Raw genomic sequence first — 17,245 nt, forward strand, 5'->3', positions numbered from 1 at the left:
AATACTTTCAAAACCGGATAACCTCCTCCGGAGTCATAAGTTGCATGTTGCCGTCTGCATCAACACCCAGGAATATATCCCCTTCAACATTGCCCGCAAGGATCGGATGACGGGATCTCAAGTTCGGAAAATCAAGTTGTTCAAGGGCCTGTTTCAGCAGGTCGATTTGTATTTCTATGTCCTGTCTGCCAAGTCGGTTTTTGAAATATCGGGACACATTTCTATTATAAAGCCGCTTGATTTCGGTTTCAACACAGTGCCGGCTCAGATCGAGCCGAATTTTCACAGGTAATTCACCCACTCCCATTGCTTGAACCCCTCTTTTTCCGTCAGGCGCAGGTATCCGCCTCGCACGGCATGACGCAGGGTGTTCAATATCTCTTCCCTGGACGGCTCAAGGAAATCCTGGATGCGTTCCACCAGGTGTTCCAATGCCGAATCGGTCGGCTCGCCCCGGGCACTGTCCGGCATATCCCCTGGAACAGGACCCAGGTTTTCGAGCACCCGCTTCATCATCATGTCATAAAGCAAAACGGTGTGTTCCAGGTTGGTCAGGGGCCAGGCCTCTTCTTCATCTGCTTCTCCGCTGGCTCTTCTGGTTTTTATTTTGTCCAGCCAGATGTCAAAGTTCTTTTCCCAGTCCAAAACCACTTTATCGAGCATTTCCCGGGTGGCCCCCCTGGTGCTGACGATGGCCCGGTTGGCGTGGTAGTCGTTCCAGTCGTGGCTTTCTATCTTGAGGTCGTAGTTACGGCAATTCTCCCGCACCGCGGTGCCCGGAAACGGTGCCAGGAGATGGAAGCCGTACAGGACCCCCATGGCTTTCAGTTTTTCGCCGAAGGCCACGGTTTCGGCGATGGTTTCGCGCGTTTCTCCGGGAAGCCCTAAAATAAAGGAGGCATGCGGGGTGATGCCGGCATCCGTGCACATCTCAACCGCGGCAACCACCTGATCCAGGGTGATGCCCTTTTTAATCCTCTTGAGCATTTCCGGATTGCCCGTCTCGACCCCGAAACTGACGGCCGTGCATCCGGCGGCCTTCATCCGCTGCAAAACCTCCGGCGATACCGTGTCCACTCTGGCAAACGAGGTCCAGCGCACATCCATTCCGCGGGCGATGATTTCATCACATACGGACAGGCAGTGCCTGGGGGCCGCAGTGAACAGGTCGTCGGCGATATTGATCTGGCTGAAATCGAGGCGGTCGAGATAGGCCAGCTCGTCCACGACCTTCAGGGGGTTGCGGTATCTTACCCTGCCGCCCACCATTTTACGGCCGACGCAGAAGATGCACTTGAAAGGGCAGCCCCGACTGGTGGTCATGCTGACGGGCAGTCCCAGGGCGCGGTAGCGGCCAAGGGGAACGAGATGGCGGGCCGGATCGGGAAGGGTGTCGATGTTTTGGATGAAAGGCCGCGGCCCGGACGACGAGATTCCATCGCCGTCCCGGTAGACCAGTCCCCTGATGTGCGACCAGCTTTCCGGCCGCCGGGGGGACGCAACCAGTTCGACAACGGTTTCCTCGCCTTCACCCAGAACCACGAAGTCTATTTCCGGCACCGCCCGCATGGTTTCCTCGGCACAGAAGGTGACATGCGGGCCGCCCATGACGGTCATGATGTCGGGAGAGAGTGACTTGACGTCCCTGAGAACGGAAAGGGCATTTTCGATATTCATGGTCACGGCGGTAAAGCCGACAAATTGTGGGTCGAATCGCTTCAGTATCGACTGCAACCGCTTTTTAGCGTAGGGGAATACCACCAGGTCGAGAATTTCGACATCGACACCGGCCGCCTCGAGGGCCCCTGCTAAAAATGCCAGGCCCAGGGGGGGGGAGGGTGTTTCCGAAATGGGGTAAAACGGGTTTACCAGTAAGAATCGCGCGGTCATATATTTTTAATGTCCCATACGGGGAATGGGAGAAAATTCCTCGCCCTTGGGTGAAAACTTACGTTTGACAATATAGAACGGAAAGGATTCAAGGATTCAAGGGGCCAAGTGAATGTTCTTTGCTGTTAGCTTTTAGCAGCGATCAGCTAAAGGCTTATTTCTCACTCGAATCCTTGACTCCTCGGCCCCTGAATCCTTTCCTGATGAAAAAACGATGCCACAGTCTGATGACCGTGGCATCATCATTTTTCAGTTATGTAGCGGCGTTTCGTCCGGCGTAACCCGCAGAGCGAAGACAAAAGCCGCAGTTCATAAAATCGGGGAGTCCGATTTTATTAGAACAGTCCGGAGACCTTTCCGGTGTCAGTGTCCACATCGACTCTTCTGAAGGCCGGGTTGGAACCGGTTCCCGGCATCAGGCTGATGGTGCCGGCACAGGGGCACAGGAACTTGGCGCCCGAGTAGATCAGTACGTCGCGAATCGGCAGCCGCCATCCTTTGGGTACCCCCTTGATGGTGGGGTCGTGGCTCAGGCTGAGATGGGTTTTGACCATCATGGTGGCGAAATCCGCGTACTTGGGATCGTTTTCCAGCATCTTGGCCTTGGATTCGGCTTCCGGCTGCCAATCGACACCATCGGCACCGTAGACCTCTTTGGCAATGAGATCGACGCGGTCGCGCAGTTTCATTTCCAGCGGATACAGGAATTTGAACTCATTCTCTTCGTTGCAGGCGTCGATGACGGCATCGGCAAATTCCAGGGCACCCTCGCCGCCCTTTTCCCAATGCTTGGACTCGGCACAGCGCGCGCCGGCCGCTTCGGCTGCCTTGCGCACGATCGCGCACTCGGCATCGGTGTCGGTGTAGAAGCGGTTGATGCATACCACCGGGTTGATGCCGGCCTTGCGGATGGTGTTGATGTGATGGACCATGTTTTCGCAGCCCTTTTCCACCAACTCCAGATTCTCCTTGGTGTATTCTTCGGGCAGGGCGATGCCGGCCACGACTTTGGGGCCTCCGCCGTGCATCTTGAGAGCGCGGATGGTGGATGTCAGAACGGACACATGGGGTTTCAGGCCGCTGAAACGGCATTTGACGTTCCAGAATTTTTCGAAACCGATGTCCGCTGCAAAGCCGCTTTCGGTGACATGGTAGTCGAAAAGTTTCAGGCCGACACGGTCGGCAATGATGGAAGACTGGCCCACGGCGATGTTGGCAAACGGTCCGGCGTGCACCATGCAGGGATTGTACTCGGCCGTGCACATCAGGGTGGGGTTGATGGTGTTGCGCATGAAGGCGGTCATGGCGTTGCCCACTTCGAGGTCGCCGGTGGTAACGGGCTTGCCGCTCTTGTCAAAGGCCACCGTGATGTCATTCAGGCGTTGCTTCAGATCCGCCAGATTACGGATTACCGCCAGAATGGCCATACATTCGGAACCCACGGCGATGCCGAACTTGGACTGCATGGTGAAACCGTCAAAACGGCCGCCGATACCGATGATGATGTTGCGCAGGGCCTGGGCGCAGAAATCCATGATCCAGCCCAGCTCGATGCGGGTGGGGTCGATGTCCAGCCGCCGCATACCGGTCAGGCGCTGTAGCTGTTCGTCGTTGTAGTTGCGCTCGTGCTGCATGCGGGAGGTCATCGCCACCATGGCCAGGTTGTGGGCGTTCATGATGTCGTTGATGTCGCCGGTCAATCCAAGAGAGAACTCGGTCATGGGAATCAACAGGCTGTTGCCGCCGCCGGCCGCGGTACCCTTGACATTCATGGTGGGGCCGCCCGATGGCTGCCTGAGGGCGCCGCCCACATTAACTCCGCGCATTCCCAGGCCTTCCATGAGGCCGCAGGAGGTGGTGCTTTTGCCTTCTCCCAGCGGTGTGGGGGTGATGGCGGTAACTTCGATGTACTTGCCGTCGGGCTTGTTCTGCAGACGGTCGATAATTTTCAGAAAATCGAGTTTTGCCAGCCTGCCCATGGGGAGAATCTCGTCTTTTTCAAGGCCGAGCTTGTCCCGCCATTCATCCGGTGACGGCATGTTTTTTTCTGCTTCTTCGGAAATCTGCCAATCAGCCATTTCTACTGCATTGTATGACATGAATCCAACCTCCTTTTTTTTCGTTGATGGTTAATAGATAAAGACCGAACCTGTCTACCTTTTCATAATCAAAAGGCCTTGCCGAAGAAGGCCTGCTGTTTTTCCGTACGTTCGCGGCCCTGGGTGCTGCCGGGTGGATGGGTGAAAATGACAGCAAGGCCGCACCCTGCCATATCGAGGCAACGAAATATCAGCTATCATGCGAAAATGGATTTGGCAAGCACAATCGCATGGCAAGGGACGGGGCATCGCTGCTGGTTTCCGGCACTGTTTTATCGAGGAAAATGTGTGCGTTATAACCCATTGTCAAAGCACTCGGAACCGATGCACGTCTGCTGATGGTTCAACCGGAAATAAAACCCCTTCTGCTGCATCAACCCCTCGTGGGTGCCGGTTTCGATGATGCAGCCCCGATCGAGCACCATGATTCTGTCGGCTTGCCTGATCGTGGAGAGCCGGTGGGCGATCACGATGGCGGTGCGCCCGCGGAGAAGAGCGCCCAGGGCATCCTGAATATCTTTCTCGGTGCGGGAATCGATGTAGGAGGTGGCTTCATCCAGAATAATCAGTTCCGGCTGGCTGGCAAATGCCCGGGCGATGGAGATCAGCTGACGCTCGCCGCTCGAAAGGGAGGCCCCACCACCCGTAAGAGGCGTTTCGATGCCCTGGGGCAGCCGCGCGACGAGAGGTGCACAATTGGAGGCGGTGAGTACCGCCTCTATCTCCCTGGTCGAGGGATGCGCCTTGCGGCGCCAGATGTTGGCCTTGATGGAATCCGAGAAAAGAGTCGGGTCCTGGGTTACCAGGGCCAATTTCGATCTTACGGCACCGGGGGGGATGGATCTGGCATCGCGGCCATTCCAGAGAATTCTGCCGCTGTCTGCATCGTAAAAGCGCGTGATGAGGTTGATGATGGATGTCTTGCCGGAACCCGTGGAGCCGACGATCGCGACGGTTTCCCCCTCACGAACGTGCCAGCTGAGGTCCTTGAACAGCGGTTCACCGGGAAGATAGGCAAAACCGACGTTTTCGAAACGCAGTTCTTTGAACGGTTCCCGCACGTGGATATCCGCCGGAGAATGCCCACCGGTTGTGTCGACTGCCCGGCGTGCTTCTGTGCCTTCCGCCTCTTCTCTGCTGTCCATGATGAGAAAAAGACGCTCGGCGGAAGCCATGGCATTCTGCAAAAGATTGTACTTTTCGGCCAGATCCCTTATGGGCCGAAAGAACATGCGCATGTAGGAGATGAAGGCCACCAGCACACCGAGGCTGATGCTGCCGCCCATGACGCTCCGGCCACCGAAAAATATCACCGCGGCAAGCGTGGCCACGCCGAACACCTCGATCAGCGGCATGAATATGGCCAGCACGTGAATTTCACGCATGCCGGCCCGATAATTTTCATGATTCAGGACCGCGAATTCATCCACATTGTTCTGCTCGCGCCCGAAGGCCTGAATGACCTTGAGGCCCTCGATGGTTTCTGAAAATTTGGTGTTGATTTCGGCGACTTTGATCCGGATCGTTCTGAATACGTCCCGAATGCGGCGGGAGAACAGCAGGGCCGACCAGATCACCAGGGGAAAGACGGCAAAAGATGCCAGCGCCAGCCGCCAGTCCATGGCCAACAGCACGGCGGCAATCCCCGCCAGCAGAAAAAAGTCTTTGAACACGAGTGAGATGACGGTCGTGAAAAGCTCGTGCATGTTCTGAATGTCATTGGTTGCCCTGGTCACCAGGCGTCCGACCGGGTTTTTAGTGAAAAATGAGATCGCCATGCCCTGAATGTGACGAAATAGAGCCATTCTCAGGTCGTGCATGATCATGTGGCCGGTATATTCCATCACCATTTTTTGGATAAAATTGAGTCCGAAATTGAGAGCGATAAGCACAAGGAATAAAAGCGCCATGAGGCTGACGCCCACGATGTCACCATGCCTCAGTCGTACGATCTCCTCAACCGGCAATTGTTTCAGATCGGCATACCGGATCACGGTCCGGGAGGCTTGCACCGAAAAGAGGTGCGGGTGTTTCGCCACCACCGCCTGTACGGCGGGCTGCTGCCGGTCAACTTCCAGCAGACGCTCGTTTTGTTCGGCGGCTGCTCTATGGGAAGAGCCGGAATCGTGTAAAACAGGCACGATGTACCGGTCGATGGTGACCTTGGTGATGTACGGGACCGCCAGATCGAGGAGGGTGATCAGTACAACCAGCAGAATGGAGGCCACTATCAGGCGACGGTAGGGTCTGGAAAAGGGATAGAGCCGTCCGATCAGCTTGACGTCATACGCTTTGCCCAGGATTCGCTCTTCGAAATATCCGGTGTCATGGCGCATGGGTGATCTCCTGCAGACGGTATGTCTGCGCGTAATAGCGGTTGCGGGCCATGAGTTCATCATGGCTGCCGTACTCCGTTATTTTTCCATTTGTCAGAACGACGATATGGTCGGCGTGGCGAACGGCCGACAGCCGATGGGACGCCAGAATCGTTATCTGCGGGCCTTTCAGGGTCTGCAGGGTTTGAATGATCCGTTGTCCGGTTTCGGCATCCACCTGACTGATAGGATCATCCATGAGGAGCAGGGGACGGTTGCTGACCAGGGCGCGTGCCAGGGCAATGCGTTGTTTCTGGCCGCCGGACAGGATGACCCCTTTTTCTCCGACGATGGTTTGCAAGCCTTTGGGGAACGAGGACACGCTTTCATCCAGGGCCGCCAGGTTCAGGACCTCCGAAAGGTCGCTGTCGCTGATGGAAGGGTCGCCCAGGGTGATGTTGTCCGCGATGGTTCCCGCGAACATGAACGGTTCCTGGGGGACGAGGGCAATTCGATCTCTGAGATCGGCCAGGCGCAACACGCGGATATCCCGGCCGTTTAGAGCGATACGTCCCCGGGTTGCATCATAAAAGCGGGGGACCAGGTTGATCAGCGTGGTTTTGCCGCCTCCCGGCGGTCCAACCAGGCCCAGAGTCTCCCCGGGTTCGATGGAAATACAAATGTCGGACAGCGCGGGCGGGCCCTCCGCGGTGTAGGCAAAGGAAACCCTGTCGAAGAACAGTCCGGTGTTCAGCCTTCCCGGGGCCACTGCGTCGGGCCTGTCGGCAATCTGCGGCACGGTTTTCAGAATGGTGTTGATACGCTCCAAAGAGGCTCTCCCCCTTTGGATGAGGTTGGTTACCCATCCCATGGCCATCATGGGCCAGGTCAGCAGCCCCAGATAGCTTATGAAAGCCACGAAGTCCCCGGGCGTGATTTCCTGCATGATGGTCTGACGGCCGCCGAGATACAACACGATGGCAAGGCTCAGGTTGGAAAAGAGCAGCATCATGGGAAAAAAGGAACCGGTGACCCTGACCAGTTTGAGATTTTCGTCCACATACTGCTTTGAAATCCTCTCCACTTTGAGCGCTTCCGTTTCTTCGTTGTTGTAGGCCTTGATGATTCGAATACCGGCGAAGCGTTCCCTGACGCTTTCGGTAAGGTCTGAAAAGGAGCCCTGCACGTTGCGATAGCGTTCATGCATCCGCTTGCTGAAATAGCGGGTTCCCAGGACGATCATGGGCATGGGAATTAGCACGAAGGCCGTCAGCTTCAGATCGATCCAGGCCATGAAGCCGATGGCCGCGGCCCCGAGAACAATGGCGTCGTTAATCGCCACAAGCCCCATACCGGTGGCCATCCTGACCTGCTGAATGTCGTTGGTTGCGTGGGCCATGAGATCGCCGGTGGATGTTTTGTCGAAATAGGATGCAGAGAGCGCCTGGACATGGGTGAAAAGCCTGTTGCGCAGCCCCTCTTCGACACGACGGGAGGTTCCAAGAAGGAAACGGCGCCACAGGTAGCGGAAACCGCCGATCAGGAGACCGATGGCAAGGAGGCAGCCGGCGTACACCGCGAGGTCGCGTGCGGTGGCGTTGAAGGCGGTCAAATTGTCGATGGCGCGTTTGATGACCCGGGGAACGATTAGCTGAAGAAAATCGACCAGGATCAGGCAGGCAAACCCCAGCAGGATGATCAAACGGTTTTCGACGAAATAGGGTTTTATCAGTGCTGTTGCTTTCATATAGCGGTTGTCCTGGTTTGTTTTTCTCCTGAAAAAGATTTCTCCACCATATATGAGAGGTTTCCAGGGTTCAAGGATTCAAGTGAAATAGAGACGAGCTCATTGCTGACAGGTCATAGCCCATCGCGCGCTATCAGCCATGAGCTATGCGCTTTTTTCCACTTGACCCCTGGTCCCCTATCCGTTCGGCGCTAGCGTGGTTGGAAGAAAAAACGTTACGCATGGCGTGCATCCAGTACGGAATAGACTTATGGCAATCGGTGCAGCTAAAAGGGGTTGATTGCACGCATTGACCGCAAAACGAGCCGTGGGATTAGTGCGTAATATTGACGTCCAATTCGTTGACTTTCAACCGTAGTATTGTTAAATTAGGAAGTTATGGAATCGGGTAACGTCGTCGAATTTATAGAAAGCCAGAAAATAATGTGCGCCGTGGTTTTGGAGATAAAAAAGCTCCGCCTGAGGCTGCTCACGGAGACCAACCGTGAGGTGAAAATGCCTGTCAGCCGCCTTTCGCACAAGTGCGACAGTTATCTGGACCTTTCCATGGGAAGAGATAAGCTGGTTGCATCACTCAAGAAAATTGCCGACCGTCGCTCGGCGCTCATCGGCAGCATCGATGTAAAAGAACTCTGGGAAATTTTAAACACGGAACAGGAATGGATCGACCTGCAGACCATGACCGAGTTCTGCTTTTCGGGCAGCCCTACCCAGGACCACGAGTCTGCCGTCGTCAGGGCTTTCTTCAACGACCGGCACTATTTCAAATTCAAAGGGGACCAGTTCTTTCCTCTCACGGAGGAACAGGTCTGCAAGCTCGATGCCCGTGAAAAGAAAGAAGCGGAAAGGGCCAGGTTCATAGAGGCAAGCGGCCGATGGGTCAAGCGTCTTCTTGAGGCGGAGGCGCTTCCAGCGATATCTTCCCTTGATACAGAAAAGGTCCGCTGTGTCGATGTTTTGAAATCGGCTTTTCTTTTTGACAAGGAGAGTGCGCACTACCAGCTCGCTAAACAGATTCAGGGTGTGGCCGGTATCGAAAGCAGAGACAAGCTGTTCAATCTGCTGGTCAGGTTGGGAGTCTGGGACAGGAATGTCAACCTGGAGTTCCTCACCAACCATATTACCGAGGATTTCCCGGATGCCGTCAAGGAGCTGGCTGAAAAAAAACTAAAGGAAGCATTCTACTCCAAGCCCAGGCCGACGGGCGGTAGACAGCGCAAGGATTTGACAGACATTCCCCTCATCACCATCGACGGCCAGGCGACCTTGGACTTCGACGATGCATTGAGCTTGGAGACGATCGACGGCCATTACCGGCTGGGCATTCACATATCGGATGTGGCGCATTTTATAAAAAAGGACGACGCCATCGACCGTGAAGCGTGCAACCGGGCAAGCTCCATATACACCCCTGATCAAAAAATCCCCATGCTGCCCACTCCGCTGGCAGAGGGCCTCTGCAGTCTGCGGGCGGACGAGATCAGGCCGGCCATCAGCGTTCTCGTCAAATTGACGCCTTCCGCCGAAATCATGGATTACGACGTGGTGGCGAGCCTGATAAAGGTTAAAAAACAGCTTTCCTACTATGATGCAAACATGTTGGCCGAAGAGGACAAGGAAATTCAGGCGCTTGTCAATGTCGCCAGCAAATTCAGACAGCGCCGACTCTCCCAGGGGGCGCTCCAGATAACCCTTCCGGAGATAAACATCTGGATAAACGACGAAGGCGAACCAATGCTCAACAGGGTCAACCGGGAGAGCCCTGCCCGGATGCTTGTTTCCGAACTGATGATCATGGCCAACTGGTTGATGGCCAAGTTTCTGGAAAAAAACGGGGTGCCGGCAGTCTTTCGCTCACAGCCGCCGCCCAGGGAGCGCCTGTACCGAAATAACGAGGGCAGCCTCTATCAGAACTGGATGCAGCGAAAACTGTTGAGCCGTTTTTCGCTGGGAACCGCTTCCCAGCACCATTCCGGGTTGGGGCTGGATGCATACGTAACGGCAACATCCCCTATCCGCAAATATTTCGACCTGGTAACGCAGCGGCAGATACGGTCCGTTTTGGCAATGGACGACGCCTATCTGCCGCAGGAGATTCAGACGATCATCCAAACCGTGGCACAATCCATGGGCGGCGTCTCTAGAATGCAACACAGTCGCAACCGGTATTGGCTGCTTAAGTATCTCGAGAAAAAAACCGGAGAAAAAACCGAGGCCGTGGTCCTGGGGCGACGAAGAAACAGTTATCTCATCCTGCTGAAGGAATACATGGTCGAGTGCAGCCTGCCCCTTTCGCAAGGCATCGAACTGAAGCCCGAAGATCTGGTGCAGGTAACGCTGCAGCACGCCAACGCGAGAAACGATATGCTGTCGGTTTATATTGGATGACCTTTATCCCACGGTTGTTCAGCCACGGGATGAACGGCGAATCACGCTGTCGGCTTTGGCGGGGGCGAACCCCTGCTGCGCATAACATCGTTTCTGAGCGGTGAGGAATGCCGGAATATGAAGCACAACCTGATTGTTCATTGTTTGCTCGTTGTTTTTTTCCTTACGCTTTCAACGGCCGTGGCAAGCGAAACCGTGGAACCGGTTGGAAATATCACTTCCATGAAAGGCCGGTTGCAGGTGAAAAAAAAGGATGGCCGGGTGTGGCTCGATGCCGAACCGGACCAGGGTGTGTTTTATGGCGATGCCATCCGCACCGGGGATGAAAGTGAAGGCATCGTCACCCTGGTCGACGAAAGCGTTATCAGGGTTCACGCGAACAGCCAGATCATAGTGAACACCATTATCTCACCTCTGGAAAAGAAAAATTCGATTCTGTTGTTTTTCGGGAGGGTGTGGAATAAAATCAGCAAAAAGGCGCTGCGCAGAAAACTGTTCGAGGTGCAAACGCCGACCGCGGTTTGTGGGGTGCGCGGCACGGACTTCGAGACGGGGGCCTATGAGGACGGCACGACCCTGGTGCGGGTGAACAGCGGCGAGGTGAGCGTCGGCAATGAAGCCCACCGTACCATGGTGGGCGCAAACCAGGGAACCCGCCTTTCCTACGAAGACCGCGAGATCAGAATCGAAACAGGCTTCCAGCCGGACTGGGAGGCGAGCAGCGCAGCGGGCCGCAAAAACCTCTTTGCCGATGGTGAAAAATATGGCACATATGTCAACTCTGAAATTTACAGGCAGCGGGATTACCTGAAAAGCCTGGTGGCTCGGGTTGCGGACTTGTCGGAAGAAAAAAAACGTGTCAAGACTGCCGCCGAAACCGCTCGGAGAAAAGGCGACGATGCCGCCTACACAGCCCGGGAGAGGGAGCTCGAACAAATCAATCGGGAATTGGGCGACCTCAACAAAAAAATTGCCTACACCGGCGGAAGGCTCGAGTGCCAGTTCGGTCTGTTTTCCCACTACGGCTACCTGGCAAAGGACCCGGAGCTTTCCCGCTACTTCAACGGAAAGGAATTCATCCTCAAACAATTGGACAATATCGAGATGATTCAGGCTGAGTTCGATGCCATGATCGAAGAGGGGATGAAGATGTCCATGGAGGACATGGAAGACTTGATGGATGAGATGCGACAGAAGGTTCGGGATCATAAAACCAGCAAAAAAGATGATCTCTTCAACCAACTGTAACATCGCTGGAAGCGATGTTATTAAACGCGGCTGCGCCGCTGGAAAAAACACTTCTTTAATAAAACCTAGATCGAGCGATTTTCGGGTTTGCCGCGGGTGCGGTGAACCCCTAAAATCCCGACTTGTCCGGCGAAGCTCAAAGAGCGAAGACTGAAGGTTTTCAAATTTTAAGAACTCAAATAGATTTTATCCTTTGAAAATATGATCATTTTTATCATTCTTAAAATTTGAAACGCTCAACTTAGGTAAAATGTAGGATAGCAACATTATGGGCATCCAGGAAAGAAAAGAGCGTGAAAGGGAAAGGCGGCGTCAGCAGATCATCGTTGCCGCCAAAAGGGTTTTTACGGAAAGAGGCTTCAACAGAGCCACAATGGAAGACATTGCCAAGGAGGCGGAGCTCAGCCCCGGAACGCTCTATTTGTATTTCAAAAACAAGGAAGAGCTTTACGCCTCGCTGTCCCTGCGCATTCTCCAGTATCTGGGCATAAGGATCGACCATGTGGAAAATGAAGGGGATTCGGATCCGTTGGCCAAGCTGGACAAACTCATCGAGGCCATGTACGACGTGTACGATTTCGACCCCATGATGATCATCAGCATGTTTCATCTGCAGTCGAGCGAGACCCTGAAAAACCTGTCGCCTCGATTGAAGGCGGAGATCAATAGCCTGTCGAAAAAATCGATCGCCTCCATTGCAGATATTTTCGAGGAGGGCATCGAAAAAGGCGTGGTCGTCGATCGGCACCCGATGGCGCTGGCCGATACGTTCTGGTCGCTGTTTTCAGGGATCATCCTGTGGGAGTCGAGTAAAAAAATCATCGACGGCAGGAAGGACTACCTAAAAGAAACCCTGAAGACCGCGTTTGGCATATTCCGCCAAGGTATCATCGTAGCTGATTGAAGCAAGCCCCTCTTCAAGGGTAGTGCCTTCACTCGGATGGGCAATGCGGCTACGCCCGTTCCCGCCCGGTTTTCGTTACACCCACCTGAATCGCGATGGCGGCCGCATTTCCTGCCGTTTGCTGCAGGGAATGTTCAAGATAGACGTTTTATCGAGGACGATTGTCAAAAGCCTGTTTCGTTGGCAATTGGCCGGGGGCAATTGGTGTTTTCCGCTTGACTCTACAATGCGTTTTCCTTATAGTGCTGCTTTATAAAAATACCAAAAAATTCAGACGCTATTAGAAGCCGTTCTAAAAATAGGACGTTGGCTCAAAGTCAAGGCGGCTTTTAGTTATAACCCGCAGGAATAGGTGGCGTATGTTGAGACCTGGAAGTGAAAACCGACACAGAGACTGGGCCAAAAGATATTGTTGAGATCGTTTCTATTTACCGGAAGGCTCTAATGAAGTTTTTAACGGCTGTAGCCAAATGGATCGACACCCTGAACGAATGGGTGGGCCGCGGGGTGGCCTGGATTACCCTGGGCCTCGTGCTGGTGGTTTTCGCCGATGTGGTTATGCGCTACCTGTTCAACACCAGTTTCGTTTTCACCCAGGAACTGGAATGGCACCTGTTTGCATTCATTTTTCTGATCGGGGGCGGTTACACCCTTCTGCACGACGGGCACGTCCGCGTGGATATTATCTACCAACGCTTGGGTTTCAAGGGCAAGGCCTGGGTGAACCTGATCGGTGTCATTCTGTTTCTGATACCCGGTTGCGCCATGATTATCACAACGTCCTTCAAATTTGCGTATACATCGTTTTCCATTATGGAAGGGTCGCCGGACCCCGGGGGCATCCCGTTCCGCTTCGTTCTCAAGGGGTGTATCACCGTCGGGTTCATCCTGCTGCTCTTGCAGGGGATTTCACTGGGGCTTCACAGTCTGCTGCAAATACTGAACGTTGAGAAGCCAGAGGAGGCGGCCTGATGGACTATTTAGCCGCCTGGATGTTTCTGGCACTGACAATTCTGCTTCTGGCCGGTTTCCCGGTGACCTTTACACTGCTGGGAACGGCACTGACATTTGGAATGATCGGTTTTGGCTGGGATTTTTTCAACCTGCTGCCGCTGCGTATCTGGGGCCGCATGCAGAACGTGACCCTGGCGGCCGTGCCGCTGTTCGTGTTCATGGGGGTCATGCTGGAGCGTTCCGGCCTGGCTGAAGACCTGCTGGACACCATGGGACTCCTTTTCGGTCGTCTCCGGGGCGGGCTGGCCGTATCGGTTGTCGTGGTGGGTGCTCTTCTGGGAGCCTCGACCGGTATCGTGGGCGCCACCGTCGTCACCATGGGGCTTTTGGCCGTGCCTACCATGCTGAAACGGGGCTATCAGAAAGAGCTGGCCACCGGAACGGTGTCGGCCTCGGGTACACTGGGGCAGATCATTCCCCCCAGCATCGTGCTGGTGCTCATCGGGGACATCGTGGGCGTGTCCGTGGGCGATCTTTTTATCGGTGCGGTGCTACCCGGTCTGCTGCTGGTGGGGCTATTCATCGTTTATATTTTAATCGCCGCCTTTTTGCGCCCGGGTGTGGCGCCGGCCATTTCAAAAGAGGAGCTGGCCCAGATATCACCCGCTCAGATGGTGAAACGGGTGGGAAAGGCCCTGTTTCCGCCCCTTTTTCTTATGGTTGCCGTTCTGGGTTCCATTTTCAAGGGCATTGCTTCTCCAACCGAGGCCGCCGCTGTCGGGGCCGTTGGGGCGACTTTGCTGACCATACTCAACCGAAAGTTTAACATGGCTATTCTCAGGGAAGTCATGAAATCCACCACCATGCTGACCTGCATGGTCTTCATCATTTTGTGCGGTGCAGCCGCATTCGGCCTGGTGTTCCGGGGGCTGGGGGGAGACACCATTGTCAGGAATTTCTTGAGCGGGATTGCGCACCAGTACAGCCATGGCGCTGTTCTGGCCATTGTGATGACCCTGATCTTTTTTGTCGGTTTTTTTCTTGATTTCATCGAGATTACCTTTATTCACGTGCCGGTTCTGGCGCCCATCATGATCGATTTCGGCTACGACCCGGTTTGGTTCTGCATTCTTTTGGCGGTAAACCTGCAGACGTCCTTTTTGACACCGCCGTTCGGTTTTTCGCTGTTCTACCTCAAGGCGGTCACGCCGCCCGAGGTGACAACCGGCCACATCTACCGGGGGATTATCCCCTTTGTTCTGGTCCAGATTATCGGTTTGGCCATTGTTGTGTTCTTTCCCAAACTGGCCACCTGGCTGCCCAGGGTGGTTTACGGCCCTTGACGTTGGCGGGTATATGGGATTAGATTGATTCTTAATGTGATTGAGGGCCTGGGTTTTCAGGACAGGGCCTGGTCTATGCGGTTCCGTTTTCGACTGTACCGCTTACCCAATATTATATTCATTCAAGGAGGTATCTATGAAACGACGTGATTTCCTGAAAAAGGCGGGTTTGGGGGCGGCGGCTGTAGCGGCGACGACCGTGAATGCACCGGCGGTCCTGGCAAAAAAGACCTATCGCTGGAAAATGGTCACCACCTGGCCTCCCAAGCTGCCCATCCTTCAGACCGGCTGCGAAAGACTGGCTCAAAGAATCGGGGAGCTTTCCGACGGCAGGATCCAGATCCAGGTGTTTGCCGGTGGCGAACTGGTGCCGCCCCTGGAGAGCTTTCAGGCCGTGTCCGACGGCACGGTTGAAGTGGGCTCCGGGGCCTCTTATTACTGGGCCGGAAAAGAGCCGGCCTGCCAGTGGTTTGCCGCGGTGCCCTTCGGCATGAATGCCCAGGGCATGTCCGCCTGGTTTCACGGTGGCGGCGGACTCAAACTGTGGGAAGAGGTCTATGCGCCCTACAATTTGGTTCCACGTCCGGGCGGGTCCACCGGCGTGCAGATGGGCGGTTGGTTCAACAAGAAAATCAACAGTATAGACGACTACAAGGGTCTCAAAATGAGAATTCCCGGTCTGGGTGGCAAGGTCGTTGCCAAGGCCGGCGGGACGGTGGTGCTGCTGCCCGGCGGTGAAATTTTCACCTCCCTGGAGCGCGGTGTCATCGACGCCACCGAGTGGGTGGGGCCCCTGCATGACTTGCGGATGGGGTTCTGGGAGGCCGCAAAATATTATTATTATCCCGGTTGGCATGAACCCGGAACCTATCTAGAGTACTTTTTCAACAAAAAGATCTTTGATTCATTACCGGTCGACTTGAAACATATCATCAACGCCGCCTGCATGGAAAACGAGCATTGGGTACTGGCCCAGTTCGATGCCCAGAACGGTGCGGCCCTTCAGACGCTGATCAATGAAAAAAAGGTTCAGGTGCTGCAGTTCCCGAAAAACGTGATGGATGCCTTGAAAAAACTTGCAAAAGAGGTTGTCGAAGAGGAAGCTGCCAAAACGCCGGCAGCCACAAAGGTAAACGAAGCCTTCAAGAAATTCCAGAAGCAAGTCGGCACATGGGCCACCGTTTCGGAAATGTCGTATTACAACACGATACAGCCGGATTTTCCGCTGAAGGCCTGATCCGCATGCATTAGAACCATCGGACCGTAAAACGGCCGGCCCGAATTTCAGGCCGGCCGTTTTCATTGGTTTTATATGGAAGACCAGCAGATGGCTGAAGCGTCCCTGTCTGCGTTATTCTTTTGGATGGCATCCGATGCAACCGGTGGGTCCGCTGGGCTGAAGCGGTTCTCTCAGGGTTGCCATGGATTTTTCGAGCTCTCTGTTGTGGGCTTTGATCTCCTTGTGACAGCCGATGCAGGTGCCGTGAAAAGCCGATTTATAGTAGCGCACAGCCTCCCCGGATTTGAGGCCCCCTTCAGGCACCGCCGTCAGATCGTGACAGCCGGCAGTAGTACAGGACAGGATTGCCGATTCCGCATCCCAGGTGTGGTGGCATCTCTTGCAGTTGAAGTCGAAATGAACAGAATGCGGGAATTCGACCTCGGAACGCTGGGTTTCCGCTCCCTCCGGTGCTTCCAGGCTAATGGATCCCATGGGAATACACATCGTGTCTTCAGCCTCATCGGCGGTAACCCAACCAATGCCGACAATCATCACCACTGCTACAACTAGCGCCAAGGTCTGTATTTTATGCATCCTTCTCCCCCATTTGACGAATATTTCTCCTCCGATTTAGAAGCCTGATATAATATTTCTTTTAAAAACTTTCAATAAAATTTTTCACACATTTCTTTTGGGGAGCGGTTATGGTATCTGAACCCATTCTCGAACTGCAAATACACCCGCTAACCATAAGGAATGAAAAAATTCGACATGGAAACATTTGACTTTGACAGGATCATCGACCGTCGCAATACCGGCAGCCTCAAGTGGGACCGGTACCACGGCAGGGACATCCTTCCTCTATGGGTGGCGGACATGGATTTCACGGCACCGCCCGCGGTGATCGATGCCCTTCGAAAAAGGCTCGATCATGGTGTTTTCGGTTACACGGTTCCCCCGGACGGCCTCGCCGAACAGGTCTGCGGGCGGCTGAAGAAAAAATACGCGTGGACGGTTCCTTCGGAAGCGATCGTATGGCTTCCGGGCGTGGTGAGCGGATTGAACCTCGCCTGCCGGAGCGTGGGTGAGGCCGGTGATCAAGTGGCTACCCTCACACCGGTGTACCCGCCTTTTT

Annotated in this window: 13 protein-coding genes; 7 read left to right on the forward strand and 6 right to left on the reverse strand. The window is 54.6% G+C overall.

Features of this window, described 5'->3' with window-relative positions; genetic code table 11:
- Nucleotides 1-7 precede the first annotated feature (7 nt).
- The 5 genes from LJE94_05375 to LJE94_05395 all read right to left on the reverse strand — a co-directional run bounded on the left by LJE94_05375 (nt 8) and on the right by LJE94_05395 (nt 8,051).
- Nucleotides 8-307, reverse strand: a complete 300-nt coding sequence (locus LJE94_05375) for a hypothetical protein (GenBank protein ID MCG6909538.1) — start codon at nt 305-307, stop codon at nt 8-10.
- The gene (locus LJE94_05380) at nt 283-1,890 is read right to left on the reverse strand and encodes a B12-binding domain-containing radical SAM protein (GenBank protein ID MCG6909539.1); all 1,608 of its coding nucleotides are present in this window, start codon (nt 1,888-1,890) and stop codon (nt 283-285) included. Before LJE94_05380 ends, LJE94_05375 begins: the two co-directional genes overlap by 25 nt.
- Nucleotides 1,891-2,225: 335 nt before the next feature.
- Nucleotides 2,226-3,989, reverse strand: a complete 1,764-nt coding sequence (locus LJE94_05385) for a formate--tetrahydrofolate ligase (GenBank protein MCG6909540.1) — start codon at nt 3,987-3,989, stop codon at nt 2,226-2,228.
- A gap of 293 nt (nt 3,990-4,282) precedes the next feature.
- A complete protein-coding gene (locus LJE94_05390) occupies nt 4,283-6,325 on the reverse strand; it encodes an ABC transporter ATP-binding protein/permease (protein ID MCG6909541.1) in 2,043 nt (680 codons plus the stop codon).
- Nucleotides 6,315-8,051 carry an ABC transporter ATP-binding protein/permease gene (locus tag LJE94_05395; GenBank protein MCG6909542.1) on the reverse strand — a complete coding sequence of 579 codons (1,737 nt, stop codon included), beginning with the start codon at nt 8,049-8,051 and terminating at the stop codon, nt 6,315-6,317. The genes LJE94_05390 and LJE94_05395 overlap by 11 nt, the downstream gene beginning before the upstream one ends.
- A 378-nt stretch (nt 8,052-8,429) precedes the next feature.
- Here LJE94_05395 and LJE94_05400 point away from each other — a divergent pair, with 378 nt between their 5' ends.
- The 6 genes from LJE94_05400 to LJE94_05425 all read left to right on the forward strand — a co-directional run bounded on the left by LJE94_05400 (nt 8,430) and on the right by LJE94_05425 (nt 16,125).
- Complete coding sequence (locus LJE94_05400; protein MCG6909543.1) at nt 8,430-10,439, forward strand: RNB domain-containing ribonuclease; 2,010 nt, start codon at nt 8,430-8,432, stop codon at nt 10,437-10,439.
- Nucleotides 10,440-10,556: 117 nt separating this feature from the next.
- Nucleotides 10,557-11,687 carry a FecR family protein gene (locus LJE94_05405; protein ID MCG6909544.1) on the forward strand — a complete coding sequence of 377 codons (1,131 nt, stop codon included), beginning with the start codon at nt 10,557-10,559 and terminating at the stop codon, nt 11,685-11,687.
- A 268-nt stretch (nt 11,688-11,955) separates the two neighbouring features.
- On the forward strand, nt 11,956-12,591 hold the full coding sequence (locus LJE94_05410) for a TetR/AcrR family transcriptional regulator (GenBank protein ID MCG6909545.1): 636 nt from the start codon (nt 11,956-11,958) through the stop codon (nt 12,589-12,591).
- Between the two features lie 444 nt (nt 12,592-13,035).
- Nucleotides 13,036-13,563 (forward strand): TRAP transporter small permease subunit, encoded by a 528-nt coding sequence (locus LJE94_05415; GenBank protein MCG6909546.1) that lies wholly within the window; start codon nt 13,036-13,038, stop codon nt 13,561-13,563.
- Nucleotides 13,563-14,888: a TRAP transporter large permease subunit gene (locus LJE94_05420; protein MCG6909547.1), complete on the forward strand. Its 1,326-nt coding sequence runs from the start codon at nt 13,563-13,565 to the stop codon at nt 14,886-14,888. The genes LJE94_05415 and LJE94_05420 overlap by 1 nt, the downstream gene beginning before the upstream one ends.
- A 136-nt stretch (nt 14,889-15,024) precedes the next feature.
- Nucleotides 15,025-16,125 carry a twin-arginine translocation signal domain-containing protein gene (locus tag LJE94_05425; GenBank protein ID MCG6909548.1) on the forward strand — a complete coding sequence of 367 codons (1,101 nt, stop codon included), beginning with the start codon at nt 15,025-15,027 and terminating at the stop codon, nt 16,123-16,125.
- Nucleotides 16,126-16,239: 114 nt separating this feature from the next.
- Here the strand turns inward: LJE94_05425 and LJE94_05430 are convergent, their stop codons facing one another.
- Nucleotides 16,240-16,704: a cytochrome c3 family protein gene (locus tag LJE94_05430; protein MCG6909549.1), complete on the reverse strand. Its 465-nt coding sequence runs from the start codon at nt 16,702-16,704 to the stop codon at nt 16,240-16,242.
- Between the two features lie 177 nt (nt 16,705-16,881).
- On the opposite strand from LJE94_05430, the gene LJE94_05435 reads away from it, so the two are divergent.
- A partial coding sequence (locus tag LJE94_05435; protein MCG6909550.1) for an aspartate aminotransferase occupies nt 16,882-17,245 on the forward strand: 364 nt, incomplete at its 3' end.

The organism is Deltaproteobacteria bacterium (genome assembly GCA_022340465.1).
Taxonomy (GTDB): domain Bacteria; phylum Desulfobacterota; class Desulfobacteria; order Desulfobacterales; family B30-G6; genus JAJDNW01.

Bases quoted from the DNA above. Each gene is read 5' to 3' on its own strand.
- LJE94_05425 (MCG6909548.1), top strand. From the start codon at position 15,025: ATGAAACGACGTGATTTCCTGAAAAAGGCGGGTTTGGGGGCGGCGGCT.
- LJE94_05415 (MCG6909546.1), top strand. From the start codon at position 13,036: ATGAAGTTTTTAACGGCTGTAGCCAAATGGATCGACACCCTGAACGAA.
- LJE94_05385 (MCG6909540.1), bottom strand. From the start codon at position 3,989: ATGTCATACAATGCAGTAGAAATGGCTGATTGGCAGATTTCCGAAGAA.
- LJE94_05380 (MCG6909539.1), bottom strand. From the start codon at position 1,890: ATGACCGCGCGATTCTTACTGGTAAACCCGTTTTACCCCATTTCGGAA.
- LJE94_05430 (MCG6909549.1), bottom strand. From the start codon at position 16,704: ATGCATAAAATACAGACCTTGGCGCTAGTTGTAGCAGTGGTGATGATT.
- LJE94_05375 (MCG6909538.1), bottom strand. From the start codon at position 307: ATGGGAGTGGGTGAATTACCTGTGAAAATTCGGCTCGATCTGAGCCGG.
- LJE94_05400 (MCG6909543.1), top strand. From the start codon at position 8,430: ATGGAATCGGGTAACGTCGTCGAATTTATAGAAAGCCAGAAAATAATG.
- LJE94_05420 (MCG6909547.1), top strand. From the start codon at position 13,563: ATGGACTATTTAGCCGCCTGGATGTTTCTGGCACTGACAATTCTGCTT.
- LJE94_05405 (MCG6909544.1), top strand. From the start codon at position 10,557: ATGAAGCACAACCTGATTGTTCATTGTTTGCTCGTTGTTTTTTTCCTT.
- LJE94_05410 (MCG6909545.1), top strand. From the start codon at position 11,956: ATGGGCATCCAGGAAAGAAAAGAGCGTGAAAGGGAAAGGCGGCGTCAG.
- LJE94_05390 (MCG6909541.1), bottom strand. From the start codon at position 6,325: ATGCGCCATGACACCGGATATTTCGAAGAGCGAATCCTGGGCAAAGCG.
- LJE94_05395 (MCG6909542.1), bottom strand. From the start codon at position 8,051: ATGAAAGCAACAGCACTGATAAAACCCTATTTCGTCGAAAACCGTTTG.